10 protein-coding genes are annotated in these 15,533 nt (G+C 54.1%); 6 read left to right on the forward strand and 4 right to left on the reverse strand.

What is annotated here, in order from left to right:
* Positions 1–106 precede the first annotated feature (106 nt).
* Positions 107–1,477 carry an amino acid carrier protein gene (locus LX98_RS06285; RefSeq protein WP_496428089.1) on the forward strand — a complete coding sequence of 457 codons (1,371 nt, stop codon included), beginning with the start codon at positions 107–109 and terminating at the stop codon, positions 1,475–1,477.
* A 137-nt stretch (positions 1,478–1,614) separates the two neighbouring features.
* On the opposite strand, the gene LX98_RS06290 is transcribed toward LX98_RS06285, so the two are convergent.
* The gene (locus tag LX98_RS06290; RefSeq protein ID WP_496428090.1) at positions 1,615–1,905 is read right to left on the reverse strand and encodes a hypothetical protein; all 291 of its coding nucleotides are present in this window, start codon (positions 1,903–1,905) and stop codon (positions 1,615–1,617) included.
* Between the two features lie 195 nt (positions 1,906–2,100).
* Between LX98_RS06290 and LX98_RS06295 the strand changes: the two genes are divergently transcribed.
* Together LX98_RS06295 and LX98_RS06300 are read left to right on the forward strand one after the other, a co-directional pair.
* On the forward strand, positions 2,101–2,619 hold the full coding sequence (locus LX98_RS06295; RefSeq protein ID WP_496428091.1) for a hemerythrin domain-containing protein: 519 nt from the start codon (positions 2,101–2,103) through the stop codon (positions 2,617–2,619).
* A gap of 120 nt (positions 2,620–2,739) precedes the next feature.
* Entirely contained in the window at positions 2,740–2,904 is a 165-nt protein-coding gene (locus LX98_RS06300) for a DUF1499 domain-containing protein (RefSeq protein ID WP_496430573.1), read from the forward strand.
* A gap of 96 nt (positions 2,905–3,000) precedes the next feature.
* Here the strand turns inward: LX98_RS06300 and LX98_RS06305 are convergent, their stop codons facing one another.
* Both LX98_RS06305 and fdhD read right to left on the reverse strand, forming a co-directional pair.
* Positions 3,001–5,358 (reverse strand): FdhF/YdeP family oxidoreductase, encoded by a 2,358-nt coding sequence (locus LX98_RS06305; RefSeq protein ID WP_496428092.1) that lies wholly within the window; start codon positions 5,356–5,358, stop codon positions 3,001–3,003.
* A complete protein-coding gene (gene fdhD, locus LX98_RS06310) occupies positions 5,279–6,250 on the reverse strand; it encodes a formate dehydrogenase accessory sulfurtransferase FdhD (RefSeq protein WP_496428093.1) in 972 nt (323 codons plus the stop codon). The genes LX98_RS06305 and fdhD overlap by 80 nt, the downstream gene beginning before the upstream one ends.
* A gap of 340 nt (positions 6,251–6,590) precedes the next feature.
* Between fdhD and LX98_RS06315 the strand changes: the two genes are divergently transcribed.
* On the forward strand, positions 6,591–8,024 hold the full coding sequence (locus tag LX98_RS06315; protein ID WP_496428094.1) for a DUF2867 domain-containing protein: 1,434 nt from the start codon (positions 6,591–6,593) through the stop codon (positions 8,022–8,024).
* Between the two features lie 404 nt (positions 8,025–8,428).
* On the opposite strand, the gene LX98_RS06320 is transcribed toward LX98_RS06315, so the two are convergent.
* Positions 8,429–9,454 (reverse strand): SGNH/GDSL hydrolase family protein, encoded by a 1,026-nt coding sequence (locus LX98_RS06320; protein WP_496428095.1) that lies wholly within the window; start codon positions 9,452–9,454, stop codon positions 8,429–8,431.
* A gap of 310 nt (positions 9,455–9,764) precedes the next feature.
* Between LX98_RS06320 and LX98_RS06325 the strand changes: the two genes are divergently transcribed.
* Both LX98_RS06325 and LX98_RS06330 read left to right on the forward strand, forming a co-directional pair.
* On the forward strand, positions 9,765–14,198 hold the full coding sequence (locus tag LX98_RS06325; protein WP_496428096.1) for a DEAD/DEAH box helicase: 4,434 nt from the start codon (positions 9,765–9,767) through the stop codon (positions 14,196–14,198).
* Complete coding sequence (locus LX98_RS06330) at positions 14,195–15,220, forward strand: VanZ family protein (RefSeq protein ID WP_496428097.1); 1,026 nt, start codon at positions 14,195–14,197, stop codon at positions 15,218–15,220. The genes LX98_RS06325 and LX98_RS06330 overlap by 4 nt, the downstream gene beginning before the upstream one ends.
* The last annotated feature ends 313 nt before the right edge of the window (positions 15,221–15,533 follow it).

The following is a 15,533-nucleotide window of genomic DNA, read 5'->3' on the forward strand; positions in this document are numbered from 1 at the left end:
AATAATTCCGCCGCCTATGCCGTGTCAGAGGTGGGCGTGCCATTGTTGATGAGAATTTCTTCAAGCCCTTTTCACAGAGCTTTCCCCTATTGGAGAATCAGGCCCCATGGACTCCTTTGAATCCTTCGTAGCGACCATAGCCGGATGGGTGTGGGGACCGCCCATGTTGTTTTTGTTGGTCGGCACCGGGTTGTATCTGACCATTCTGCTGAAGGGCTTGCAGTTTCGTGTCCTACCGCATGCTCTGAAATTAATTTTTCACAAGGACCCGGGTGGGCATGGCGACATCAGCCATTTCGCCGCGCTTATGACGGCCTTATCAGCCACCGTGGGCATCGGGAATATTGTCGGCGTGGCAGCCGCGATTTCCCTCGGCGGGCCCGGTGCCGTCTTTTGGATGTGGATGACCGGGCTGGTGGGCATGGCCACCAAATATGGCGAAGCTGTGCTGGCGGTGAAATACCGTGAGCAGGGGGCATACGGGATGCGTGGCGGGCCCATGTATTATCTAGCCAATGGTGCCGGGCTGCCCTGGTTAGGCTGGCTTTTTGCCTTGTTCACGGCCTGTGCGGCGTTTGGCATCGGCAACATGACGCAGGCTAATGCCGTGGCCGGCATTCTTGAGTCAACCTTTCAGATCCAACCCTGGGTCACCGGCGTGGTGTTGATGGGGATGACCGGGCTGGTGATATTGGGCGGCATTACATCCATTGGCCGGTTTACCTCGGTGCTGGTGCCATTCATGATCGTGGGGTATGTCACGTCAGCCCTGGTCGTCCTGGCCCTGCATGTGACGGAGATTCCACAGGCCTTGGCGAGTATCCTCTATCACGCCTGGAACCCGATTGCGGCAGGGGGCGGGTTTGCCGGTGCCACGATGGCCGCTGCCATGCGCTATGGGTTAGCGAGAGGAGTGTTTTCGAATGAATCCGGTTTGGGCTCCGCGCCCATTGCCGCCGCCGCCGCACGGACAGACGATCCGGTCCGGCAGGCACTGGTCAGTATGACGCAGACCTTCATTGATACCCTGGTCGTCTGCAGTATGACGGCGTTGATTATCCTGACTGCGACTCCATGGACACACGGTATCGATGCCGCTCAACTCACCAGCGCCAGTTTCGGGGAAACCCTGGGCCACACGGGAGAACTTATTGTCACCCTCTCCATTACCCTATTTGCCTATTCGACCTTGATCGGCTGGAATTATTATGGGGAGAAAGCCATTGAGTACCTGATGGGGCCTGGGGCCATCGTGTATTACCGCGTGATCTTTGTCGCGGTGGTTCTGCTCGGTGCCACGTCCAGGTTGGAATTGGTTTGGAATGTGTCCGATGTCATGAACGGCCTGATGGCCATTCCGAATCTCATCGGATTGCTGTTATTGGCAAAGATTATTAAACAGGAAACGACGCGGTACTTCAACACGCAAAGCCCAGCCGCAGGCTCCTTGCGGTCTCCCACCCCCCCTGCTATGTAAAAGTCAGGAAGGGGAAACTGTAAACCCCCATCAAACCACCAGATCAACAATCCGGGTGCAGATCATTCGCTGCGCCCAACCCTGCGGAATTTTTCTACTGTTGAGAGTTGGCACCCCCTACTCGGTTGGACCCGGCATCAGGAGTGGATGAACCATTGCCCCAGTTTCAATAAGGCGTAGGGTGTCAGATAAAAAGACATCACGGAAATCACGACCCCTGATATGGCCCCGGACAATCCGCTTATGAACACCCCGATCAAGGGGAGCAAAAACACGATAAGAATCATGGCCAGAGCGATACGTTTATGGTGTTCGTAGAAAGCCTGTCGCCGATCACTCTTCAGAGAATCGGAAAAGGATAATTCGGAAGGAAGCGCCATCCTCACAGTATAGACAAACCGTATGTTGGTTGTGAATGCATTCCTCAATCTTGGATCCCCTTCCTTACAACCCCTCGCAAAGCATACGCTCTCGGAAATTGAAGATCCTTAAGGCCTTTGAACAAAAGATAGGCAACCTCACGCGTTTTATACATTGGGCGGATGACATTCTCCTGATATAGATCAATAAGGAAGATAGCGCGAGTGATGAATTCAAAATTTTACTAAGAGGAGAAGTCGTCCATGGCCACAAAGACTCTGAAAGCTCAGGCAGCACAAGTCACAGACATGCTTCGAAAAGACCACAAAAAAGTCAAAGGGCTTTTTAAAAAATTTGAAAAAACGGATAATGCTCAAGAGAAACAAGAGATTGTCGACACGATATTGATGGAGCTGGAAATCCACGCAGAGTTGGAAGAGAAACTCATTTATCCGGCCGTTCGCCCGAAAATTAATGACGAAGATCTTATGGATGAGGCCATCGAAGAGCACCATGTCGTGCATGGTGTTATCGGAGAACTCAAAAAGATGAAGCCCGCTGCCGAACGTTATGCCGCCAAAGTAACCGTACTCGGTGAATTGTGCAAACATCATATTAAAGAAGAAGAGGAAGAAATGCTGCCCAAAGCAGAAAAGCGGGATATCGACTGGGACCGTTTGTACGAGCAGGTCATGAAACGGAAAGATCAACTCATGGAAAAGGCGGGGTTGTCTTCCAACAATGGCTCACCCACGAATTCGAAGGCGAGGAAGAAGAAATAGGATATGCCACACACGAGTGCAGTTAACCGCATGTCTCAAAGGACATTTTTATAAGTCCCTGGCGCGCAGTCTAACCATGCCGGGCGTGGACACACTTCCGCTGAAACAGGTTTTCAGTAAATACCCTCGCATGGAAGTGATCAAGGAAGAGGAGGATTACCTTCGGTACGAGTCAGAAGTTTTTTCTTGGGTTTTGTAGACGAGGTCGATTTCGTGTTCGATGAGGCCACCAAAACCATACCTTTCCGTTCGGCCGAACGTAACGGGTCTACTTCCGGCTCATAAAAACCTTTTCCCAACGCGAACCGCTTAAGGCTGAGCCGGATCCTTCAAAAACCTCAGGATGACAACCTTTTGAAGTGGTTCTGTATATTTGACCGTTTAAGTGTGGGAAGGAGGAGTGAGCGTGGTCGGGTGGATGGTGACGACGATGGATTTGGAGGTCGGCGTGTTGCTTTTGTCTGCCACGCTGTCGATGGGGATGAGCACGTTGGCTTCGGGGAAATAGGTCGCCGTGCATGTAAGGGGGATAGGGTAGGGGACCACGACAAATTGTGGTGCTGTTCGCGTCTGGCCTTTATGGTGACTGACGATATCCACCAGGTCGCCTTTCGCTAAGTGACGCTCCTCCATATCACGAACATTCATGAACACCACCCGTCGTCCTGCTTGAATGCCCCGGTACCGGTCATCCAATCCATAGATGGTCGTGTTGTATTGATCGTGACTGCGAATGGTCATCATGAGCAATTGATCCGGTCCCAGGTGTATGTCCGGCATCGGGTGGACGGTGAACCGCGCTTTACCAGACGGAGTGGGAAATTGCCGGGCATCGCGGATCGGATTGTAGAGATAGAATCCGCCGGGTGTGTTGACCCGTTCTGTGTAGTGATCGTGCCCGGGGACGACCTGGCTGATGAGATGACGAATCTCATCGTAATCGTGAATAAGTACGTCCCAGTTGATGTGGTTCCCTGGCCCTTCTTTATTGCCGACGGTGGCCTTCGCGAGGCTGGCGATAATATCGACTTCACTTTTGAGCAACTCGGACACCGGCTCGAGTCGTCCCTGTGAGGTCTGGACGACACCCATGGTGTTTTCCGTGGTGACATATTGAGGGATGTCATCTTGAAGATCTCTGTCGGTGCGTCCAAGCGCGGGCAGGATCAAGGCCTCGGTTCCGGTGACAAGGTGGGCGCGGTTGAGTTTGGTCGAGATGTGGACCGTGAGGCGGCAGCGGGAAAGCGCCTGCGCAGTATAGGCGGTATCCGGCGTGGCCGAAAGAAAGTTGCCGCCGAGGGCGATGAAGACCTTGGCTTTTCCTGCGTGCATGGCCTTGATGCCTCGCACCGCGTCATGTCCTCTTTTGGTGGGTGGCTGAAAGTAACAGACCTTTTCGAGGCGATTCAGAAATTCAGGAGAGGGGTTTTCGGTGATGCCCATGGTGCGATCGCCCTGCACATTGCTATGTCCACGGACGGGGCAGGGGCCTGCGCCTGGTTTTCCGATGTTGCCCCGCAGCAGGAGGAAGTTGATGATTTCCTGCATGTTGGCCACGGCGTTTTTATGTTGGGTCATGCCCATGGCCCAGGTGCAGATGATACTGTTGGCTTGTTCAGCAATATCCGCGGCTTTTTGAATGTCTTCGCGTGCAATGCCGCTGCCTTCCTCAATTTTCTCCCATGACAGATTCAGGAGGACGGTGGCGAAGTGGTCGAAGCCTTCGGTGTATTGTTGAATGAACGGCAGGTCGAGGATGGAGCCCGGCTGCCTGGCTTCCCGCATGAGCAGTTCCTTCATGATGCCTTTGAGTAGGGGCACATCTCCGTTAATTTTGACGGGCAGAAACAGCGTGGCGATTGGAGTTCCCTGGCCCAGCCAGCTGGTGACTTCCTGCGGATGAATGAACCGGGTCGTGCCCGCTTCGGGAAGCGGATTGATGCTGACGATCTGGCAGCCTCGCCTGGCGGCCTGTTGAAGTGTGGCGAGCATACGCGGATGGTTGGTGCCGGGATTTTGTCCCAGGATAAAGATGGCGTCGGCCTTGTCGAAATCGTCGAGCGTGACGGTGGCTTTGCCAATCCCGATGACTTCTTTTAACGCCACGCTACTGGACTCGTGGCACATGTTGGAGGAATCGGGCAGGTTGTTGGTGCCATAGAGTCGCGCGAAGAGTTGATAGAGAAAGGCGGCTTCGTTGCTGGTGCGCCCGGATGTATAGAAGATGGCTTCGTTGGGATCGTCGAGGTCATTGAGGTGCCCGGCGATAGTGTCAAACGCGTTGTCCCAGGAGATGGGATGATAATGCGTATCCTCAGCCCGTTTGATCATTGGACGGATAAGGCGTCCTTGCTGTCCTAACCAGTAATCCGATTGCCTGCCCAGTTGCTCAAGGGAATATCGTTGGAAAAATTCTTTGGTGATGACGTTGGTCGTGGCTTCATGGGCAACGGCTTTGACGCCGTTTTCACAAAACTCGGTGATGGCCCGGGTTCCATCGGGATCGGGCCAGCCGCAGCCAGGGCAATCAAATCCTTGCTTTTGATTGACCTTGAGGAGGGCCTGGCCACCGCGGATGAAACCCAGTTCGTGCGTGGTATGTTTGAGTGAAGTGAGAATGGCGGGGATGCCGCCGGCGCACGTGGAGGGCGCGTCAAGTTTAAGGTCGTGGCCATCTTCGATCGGGATGTTCCACGTCGGGGTTGACGGGGCTTCCGGTATGTCGCGTTCTTCGTCCACCTGTGTCCTCTGGTTGTGGAGCCTGGTGGGCTTGAATGCGTCCGGAGTCGTGATAGACCGTCATGCGTTGATGGTCTAAAAACCCCACCAGGGTCATGTTGAATTCTTGTGCCATCTGCACCGCGAGTGTGGAGGGTGCGCCCACGGCGGCGACCAACGGGATACCGCCCATGGCGGATTTCTGCATGAGTTCGAAACTGGCCCGACCGCTCACCAGCACCATATGGTGATGCAGGGGAAGATGGTTATTCATCAATGCCCATCCAAGAACTTTATCCAGGGCATTGTGTCGTCCGACATCTTCCCGCAGACAGAGCAACGCGCCCTTTTCATCAAACAAAGCGGAAGCATGACAGCCCCCCGTTTGCTTAAAGAGCTGTTGCTGCCCGGCCATGCGTTCCGGAAGGCAGAATAACATATCTTGTGTGACGGAAGGGGATGTCAGAATTTTAATGTTTTGGCCAAATGGATTGTTGATTTTGAGGGCCTCGATGGACGTTTTGCCGCAGATCCCGCAACTGGAGGTTGTATAAAAATTCCGTTCCATCGTCGTGGTTTTTACCGACACCGTGGAGTGCAGCTTGGCCCGAATAATATTCTGAAAGTCCTGCCCTTCGACGATTGGTCCACATGGTCGAATCTGTTTGATGTCGTTCCATCCAGTAATGATGCCTTCGGTAAACAGAAATCCTGCGGCCAGTTCCGGATCGTGTCCGGGAGTGCGCATGGTAATCGAGATGCTTTTCCAATGAGGCTGGCCGTCGGCCCAATACTCAAGTCGAATTTCAAGCGGTTCTTCAATCGCTAACCGGTCTGCTCTGGCGTGTGCAAGCGGGGGGGCGGAATCGGCGAAAAAGGTCGTGTCCTGCGTCGAATAGAGTTTGGTTGCCATGCTCACAACCTTTTTATGGTTGAATGGCTAAGCGCCAGTGGTATCACTGGAATATTGTTATTATAGCCCCCTTCAGTCTTCTATGCACGGCAGATTTCTTCGTAGTCGAAAAAGATCTGATATGAAGAAATCCAGGCCTCGCTTGCATTGTCTTCCCTTTCATCGACAATGTCATCCTGAGAAAACCGAAGGGCCTCGCCAGGCTGTGAGGCACCTCGTCTTCGGTAACCCTTCATCTCAATTTGAGGTCTTTTTTGGCTATATTGTGCGGGGGCTTTACACTTCTTCTCTTTGGACGCCACATTTCCTGATAGGATAGTGAATGCTCGAATGGTGATACATGAAGATTCTTCTGACGGGAGCGACAGGATATGTGGGCGGAAGACTGCTAGGTCGGCTGGAGCAGCATGGCAGGAACGTACGGTGCCTTGCGCGACGGCCCGAGTTTTTGAAAGAGGGGGTCGGTCCCGGCACGGAGGTCATTGCCGGTGATGTGCTTGACCCGGCCAGCTTGGCGACCGCCATGTGTGGAGTGGAAGTGGCCTATTACCTCGTGCATTCCATGGGGGCGTCAGGTAGTTTCGAGGATGCGGATCGTGAGGCTGCGGATAATTTCGGCCAGGCTGCTCGAGCCGCCGGCCTGAAGCGCCTCATTTATCTTGGAGGGCTTGGGGACGACAGTGAATCGTTGTCCCCACATCTGCGGAGCCGGCATGAAGTAGGGGAAATCCTTCGTCAATCCGGTGTGCCGGTCGTGGAATTGCGGGCGTCGATCGTGATTGGTTCTGGCAGTTTGTCATTTGAAATGATTCGCGCTCTGGTTGAGCGGTTGCCGGTGATGCTGACGCCTCGCTGGGTTCATGTTCCCGCCCAACCCATCGCGATCGATGATGTGCTGGCCTATCTGATTGCCTCTCTTGATGTGCCACTTCTGGAAAGTCTGATTGTGGAAATTGGTGGGGACGATATTGTGTCGTATGGGGATTTGATGCGGGAGTATGCTCACCAGCGTGGATTGCGGCGGATCATGATTCCGGTGCCTGTTCTCACGCCGCGACTGTCGAGCCTATGGCTTGGTCTTGTCACGCCGTTGTATGCGCGTGTCGGGCGTAAGCTCATCCAAAGCATTAAATATCCTACCGTGGTTCGCGACCATTCTGCGAGACGTTTGTATGCAATCGAACCCATTAGTGTGCGGGAGGCCATTGCGCACGCGTTACGCAATGAAGAACGGGAGCTTGCGGAATCGCGTTGGTCGGATGCGCTTTCTGCGTCAGGGGACGTGCGGCAGTATGGGGGGGTGCGATTCGGCAATCGGTTGCATGATGTGCGTACGGTGCAGGTGCCTGTCTCAACCCCTGACGCGTTTCGCTCGATTCAACGGATCGGCGGACGGACCGGCTGGTACTTTGCCGATTGGCTGTGGGCGCTCCGGGGGTGGTTGGATTTATTGGTAGGAGGGATAGGCCTTCGTCGTGGCCGGCGTCACCCTGAAGAGTTGCGCGTAGGCGATGTGGTGGATTGGTGGCGAGTGGAAGCCATTGAGCCGGGAGTGCGTCTCCGGCTCTTTGCCGAAATGAAACTGCCCGGACGCGCCTGGCTCGAGTTTCTGGTGGAACCTGATGGTGCCGGCTCGAGAATTACGCAAACAGCCAGCTTCGATCCCATTGGTCTGGGAGGTTTGATGTATTGGTATGGGATTTGGCCGGTGCATGAACTGGTCTTTCGCGGAATGATAAGAGGGATCGCCTGCGAAGCGCAGCGATCGAAATGACTTTCACCAGATATGTTTGGCATGCTTCAGTCTGCAAGCCTTTTTAAGTTTTTTTCTCCTTCGGCTAAAAAGGGCACATCTGCAAAACATCATTCCGCTTTTGGCAGACATGTGAAGATGACCCTGGTGGATATTTCAGAATTCGTTCGATCGGATGAGATGAATTTTTTATGGAGCGGAGTTCGGACAGCAATGGTTTGTGCCGCAGGCTGCGCGAACGAGAGCCTTAACCTGGTTTCTTTTCACCATTTCCTCATTGTTCATGTAATTTCTAATGGACGTGGCGACAATCGAATTACCGAGGCGGGAGAAGTGTCCCCACTTTCCAACCGTGAGTCGATCTGTAGGCAGCGCAGAGTCAAAGGCAACTAAGGCATCTAATATGTCTAGAACACGAAATCCTTTTATGTGTAATTGCCCAACAGTGGTTCATACCGTTTCGCCTGGTGGCTGCGATGCCTACTGAAATCGCCCAGTTCAGGAAAGATGATAATAACAGGTAAGGATTCATGCTGGAGTGCCCCACAATAGAACTCCTCAAGTAGTCTTGTGGTGAGGCGGAAGCCTTCTGAATTGACGCCATAAGTCCCTTCGGCTGTCACCACCGGATTGAGCTTTTCCTTCACACTCCCTGTGGCGATCTTTAGGAGGCGCATGGAAGGCAGTAGATCCATTGGTCCCGCTGTATATTTTATCTGATAAAAATAATCATGGTTCCCGACTTCTCGGAGCACCGCCTCATCGTTTCTGACAAGACGCCAATAATCGCTGGTGGTCCTTAAGGGATTGTTGAGGAGTACAAGGCTATCGTTCGCGAGGAGGAATCGTGGTTTGGTATAGAAATTCGTCGCATAGGAAGAATGGTAGAACGGACGAAACACATTCAAATTGCGATAGATGTTTTCAGACATAAATCCGATGAGGACGATGTCAGAATTAAACGAGATTCCGTCCAGCATATACCGCATATACGCCTGATCCAACCCATATGCCCCGACGCCGAAATTCAGAACCTCAATGCGAGGATCCTGCTCTTCTAATTGATGCTCCCATGTATCCTCGTTCGCGACTTCCTCTCCGAAGGTGAATGAGTCGCCGAATGCCGATACTCTTACGACTTCCGGATTAATAAAATGAGCAAAATCGTGATCTGCTCTGATGCCTTGAGAGTTAATTCTGACGTCCTTCGAGTGAGAATGCGGTTTGGGTGCCCAGCCCAAAACGGGGTGGTGGCCACTGAGAGGGAGGCTGTCTTCAAGGCGGCGTTGAATAAGTTGCTTTTGTTCCTGAGAAAGCCGAGAAGCCAGGGGTTGATAGCTCACTCCCTTGCCTTGGAGGAGGAGCAAGCCGAGGTAGCCAATGCCTTCAATGCTGCCATACACCAAACACGCTAAAAGGATGTATAGCAATACAGACTTTTGTTTGATCATTATTTCATTGATGTATCGGGACTTCCATCTACCTTATTATAAAGAGTATTCCTCAAAATACCATGAGAAAATGAGATTGGGTTGTCATTTTCGCAAGGATTCCATTCGATCGGGAAGGAGGGAGAGATACGTTGCACTGCGCCTAAGAAGAAGCTTTAGCACATGACATAATGAGCTTAGTTGTTCCCTCTCACCTGTGCTTTCCGTCATCCCGGCTCATGTTTGTTCTTGCTGGAAATGCCTAGGTACAATATGTTTTTCCCTTCTACTCAGTCTGTGAAGTTCACCGCTTGAGGACATGGGCAATTCTATGCCGTTAAATTCTTTCCATCCGGTTGTTCAAGAATGGTTTACGACGAAACTCGGGGCACCGACCGATGTGCAACGGGCCAGTTGGCCCGCCATTCATTCCGGACAGCATGCGTTGATTTCCGCACCCACCGGCTCAGGGAAAACGCTGGCGGCCTTTCTCACATGCATCGATCATTTACTGCGGCAGGCGATTGGCGGAGAATTGGAGGATGGCATCCAGGTGGTCTATGTGTCCCCCCTGCGGGCACTGAGTCATGACATTCACAAAAATTTAGAACTGCCATTGGCTGAGATTAGCGAGCTGGCTCTCTCTGCCGGATTTTTGGGACCGAGGATTCGGGTAGAGGTCCGAACCGGAGATACGCCTCCCGCGCAACGCCAGCAACAGCTTAAGCACCCGCCTCACATTTTGGTGACTACGCCGGAGTCGTTGTTTCTTCTGGTGACGGCCAAGCGGAGCAGGGAACTCCTGACCGGTGTGCATACGGTAATTGTTGATGAAATTCACGCCCTCGCACCTAATAAACGTGGGTCACATCTGGCGTTGTCTCTGGAGCGGTTGGAGGCCGTGACCTCCCGGCGGTTGGTGCGCATCGGCCTGTCCGCCACACAGCGACCATTGGAGAGAGTCGCGGCTTTTTTATTGGGTGAATCTGCCCATCGCGCGAAGGCTCAGCAACCCTCGCTCTTTGACTCGTCGTATTGCCATATTGTGGACGTCGGCCATCGCCGACGGTTGGATCTGCAAGTGGAAGTCCCGAAAGATGAATTGGGTGCGATTGCCACGAAGGCCATTTGGTCGGAGATCTATGATCGGATTGCCGACATTGCCGGGCCGCATCGTTCGACCCTGGTGTTTGTGAATACGCGCCGGATGGCAGAACGTGTAGCGCATCATCTGGAAGAACGTTTAGGCGAGAACCAGGTGGCGTCCCATCATGGCAGTTTGTCACGCAAGCTCCGTTTGGATGCGGAAGAGCGATTAAAGACGGGTCGGATTAAGGTGATGGTGGCGACCGCGTCCTTAGAGTTGGGGATCGATATCGGTTGTATTGATGTGGTGTGTCAGATCGGATCGCCTCGCGCGATTGCCACCTGTCTTCAGCGGGTGGGGAGGGCAGGGCATCGGGTGGGGGCGGTTCCCCAGGGACGACTGTTTTGTACGACCCGGGATGAATTAGTCGAATGTGCGGCGGTGGTCCGTGCGATCCGACAGGGTCAATTGGAAACCATTGAGATTCCGTCTGCCCCCCTGGATATTTTGATTCAACAAATCATTGCAGAGGTCGCGGCGCAGGAATGGGCTGCACGTGATCTCTTTGCCTTGTGCCGGTCGGCCTATCCGTATCGGGAGTTAACGTGGGAGAGCTTTGAGTCCTTGTTGCAGTTAGTGGCCGAAGGATTTGTGCCGGGGCGCAGACGGCTGTATGCGTTAATGAGCTATGACCGTCATGAAGGCCGGCTTCGGCCGAAACGTGGAGGCCGGTTGGCTGCGTTAACCTCCGGTGGAGCGATTCCTGAAACGGCGACCTATCAGGTCGTGGCGGAACCTGATGGAACCGTGGTGGGGACCGTAGACGAAGACTTCGCAATTGAGAGTCTGGCTGGAGATATTATGTTGTTGGGTACGACCTCCTGGCGTATTCGTGGAATTGAAACCGGGAAGGTTCGTGTGGAAGATGCACATGGTGCTCCGCCCAACATTCCTTTCTGGCGAGGGGAAGCGCCGTCCCGATCGCTGGAATTATCTCAGGCCGTGGCCGACGTGCGAGAGCAGATCTTTCAGTTGCTTAAACAAGGTGCCGCTCCCGGAGATGAGACCGCGCGGCTTTGGTTCTATGAAGCATGCGGAGTTGATGCGGCGGGTGCCGATCAATTGCTGGCCTATGTAGCCGGAGGTACACAGATTCTCGGAGGTGTCCCGACGCAGACTTGTGTGATTGCGGAACGGTTTTTTGATGAAGCGGGGGGAATGCAACTGGTGCTGCATGCACCGTTTGGTGGCAGGCTCAACCGCGCATGGGGGCTGGCGTTACGCAAACGATTTTGTGTGAATTTTGATTTTGAATTGCAGGCGGCGGCTACCGATGACGGGTTGGTGCTGTCGCTTGGTGAGCAGCATAGTTTTCCATTGGAAACCATTTTTGGATTTGTGCATTACAACACGGTGCGGGAGGTGCTCATCCAAGCCACGCTGGCAACTCCGCTTTTTCTCACACGCTGGCGATGGAATGTGACCCGTGCGTTGGCTTTGTTGCGATTTCAACACGGCAAACGGGTGCCGGTGCATCTTCAGCGCATGCGGGCGGAAGATTTATTGGCGGCCGCGTTTCCGATGGCTGCCGCCTGTGGCGATAACCATGTTGGGGATATCCCGGTGCCGGATCATCAGTTGGTCCAGGAAACGCTGCATGATTGCTTGACGGAGGCCATGGATCTGGCGGGCCTGCGCCAGGTCCTTGAGCGAATCGAGAATCAGGAGATTCAGGTGCGGGTGGTGGAATCACCTGTGCCTTCGTTGTTTGCCCATGAGATTTTAAATGCCAATCCCTATGCATTCCTGGATGATGCGCCCCTGGAAGAACGACGCGCGCGTGCCGTGAATCTTCGCCGAACCTCGTCCTCTGCCTTTGACGGGAACATCGGGACATTGGATGCGGCAGCGATTGATGCGGTGGTTGAAGAAGCCTGGCCGGTCGTTCGTGATGCGGATGAGCTGTTCGATGTGCTTCAGGTTCTGGGATGGTTGCCATTCGCAATGGGTGAGTCGTGGCATGAGATGGGTGATGCGTTACTGTCATGTGGCCGTCTCCTGGTGTTGCGGGTGCCGGTTGAGGAACTTCCGGAAACGAAAGCCGTTGAGGGTTGGACCACCAGAGAACATCTGACGCGTCTTCAGGCCTTGTTCCCGGAGGCAAAGGTGGTGGCCGGTCTACAGAAATCACGTGCCCTATCTGTGGGAGATGCGTCGGCCACGTCAGCATCTGCTGCACGGGATGTCGTGCAAGGCTGGATGCCGCACGTCGGTCCGGTGACTGCTGATGAATTGTCCCGGAGATTGAATGTGCCTGCGCTACTCGTGCAGCAGGCTCTCTTGCAATTGGAAGCAGAAGGTCAGGTCCTTCGAGGTCATTTTCGTCCCTTCTCCCGGATTGATTCTTTGACCGTCTCCCCGACGAATGAAGAGCAGAGGATTGGTAAACATGCAGTCGAAAAAGAATGGTGTGACCGGAGTCTTCTGGCTCGTATTCATCGGCGTACGGTCACGTCTTTGCGCCGGGAAATCGAGCCGGTCGCCGCATCGGATTTTATGCGGTTTCTCTTTCGATGGCAGCATCGGGCGCCCGGAACAGAATTGCACGGAGAAGCCGGGCTACGTGAAGTGATTCACCAGTTGGCAGGATTTGAAGCACCGGCTTCAGCGTGGGAATCTTCGCTCCTCTCAACCCGCCTGGCTCACTACAAACCTGAATGGCTGGATCATTTGTGTCTGCGGGGGGAAGTGGCCTGGGGACGCCTGACCCCTCCGGAAAGCAAGGGCACCCTCTTACCTGTGATCGGGACAGGGCAGGAACCAGCCACCTCTGCCTTAGATGCTGGTGCGGCTGTTCCGGCATTCCGGCCGCTGACTCCGACCAGGCTGGCTCCCATTAGTTTTTTGCGACGGCAGGATGTGGGTTGGATATTGGGGGTGGCCAAACCTGGAACATCTGCAGGGGCGCTTGGAGGTGGGGTGCATCTGAGTAGTGTGGCACAAGCCGTTTGGGATTGTCTGGATCGTCGTGGCGCATGTTTTTTTGCGGACCTGACCGGTCGAACGGGACATCTGCCTGCGGAAGTGGAGCAGGCCTTGTGGGAACTAGTGGCCACAGGGTTGGTGACCGCTGACGGGTTTGATCCCATGCGGGCCCTGCTTGATCCTCGACGCCGGCGAGCGGAGGGCAAGGATCGCGCGCGACGGCCGGGGCACAGCGTCGGGCGTTGGGATCTGTTCCAGGGCGATCCTGGGGCACATGATGAGGAACCGCAGGTTCGTCCTCACCCACATGAGCAGTGGGCCAGGCAATTGGCGCATCGTTATGGCGTGGTCTTTCGTGATCTGCTCAAACGGGAATCACTGCCAGTGACCTGGCGGGAACTGTTGGTACAATACCGAAAGCTGGAATGGCGGGGTGAGATGCGGGGTGGCCGGTTTGTGAATGGTTTTACTGGGGAACAGTTCGCATTGCCGGAGGCGGTGGAATCGTTGCGGGCGGTACGCCGTGATATTCAAGCCGGGGCGCAAGAAATTCGTCTATCGGCCGCCGATCCGTTAAATTTGGTCGGCATCATTTTGCCGGGCGAACGGATCTCCGCCCACACATCCAAACCGATTTTTTTCCGCAACGGTGTGCCGTCTGCCGACATCGTCTCCCTCGAGAGTCTGGCTTGATCGAGCAGGTTGTGACAGACCAGACAGGCCAGAAATCCAATCAGCGACCCATGGTATCCCGGTTCATGGTCCCTGGTCTGGCGCTGGCCCTCATTGGTTGTATTGCCCTCCTTTGGATCCCCGTTCCTTCTCATACCATTCTCCTGAAAGCCTTCTACGACTTTAGTCATGTTCCATTATTTGGTGGCGTAGCTATCCTCCTCTTGTATCTGGCACGGCAGCTTGGTACGCCCCGAGGTTGGTCTGTGGGTAGACAATATGGCACGGCATTTATTGGGGCTGTGACTCTGGGTGTATTGACCGAAGGGGTGCAATCGTTCAGTTCGAGTCGTTTTGCGGAATGGTCAGACCTTTGGCGGGATGTTTCGGGTGCCATGGCTGCGCTGGGATTTTCTGTCACGTACGATCCAAGATTTACCGGACGAGTTGCCGCATGGCGGTTGGCTCCAAGGAAACACATGGTTCATGCCGGAGTCGGGTTGCTCGTGGTGATAGCCCTGAGTCCGGTGGTTGTCTGGACCTATGCCTATTGGGACCGGGCTACCAGATTCCCTTCACTCGTTCAGTTTACTTCCGCATGGGAAATGATGTTTGTGAAAGGGAGGGACTGTGCCGTTCAGATTGTTCCTCCGCCCTTAGGCTGGAAGAAGTCACAGGTCGATACCGTGGGACACATGGTGTGTTACCCGGCACACTATCCGGGTATTCGCCTTGAGGAGCCCTATCCGGATTGGCGAGGGTTTTCGCATTTCCGCGTTGAGGTGTATTCCGAATTGCCCGTCGCGCGATCGCTGACCATTCGAATTGATGATGCTCATCATAATTACGAATATGCGGATCGGTTTAACCAGGCCGTCATAATTTCCCCAGGCCTCAACTATATTCACATTCTCCTGGATGACATTCGCCACGCCCCGCTTGGACGGGAATTGGATCTCGGCGCGATCAGGAATGTGATGTTTTTTGCCATAAGCCCACCGGAAGAATTTTCCCTGTACGTGGATAATATTCGACTAGAATAGAGTCGCAAGTGCGAATGGGGATGGAGCCCCGGGCCGCCATGGAGAGCATCCCATTCACTGGTAGGATCATGTGTAGCATTTGCGGTGCCCTCGAACACACCAATCCTGGGTGGGCGTTGACTAGAGTGAAGTGAGAGTCGGTTTTTTGTCGTCGGAGCCTGCTAGACAAATGGACGCAGGTGGGTACAATAGATTCAGGTTCAACTGTTTCATGGCCTGGCAATGTCGTTCATCTGACAGGGGCGGAACCGGGCGCATAAAGGTCCTGTCCGGCGGGCGTTTCCCACATGAAATCTCAATAGAAAAGGTGAAT

The sequence above is a fragment of the Nitrospira marina genome (assembly GCF_059568365.1).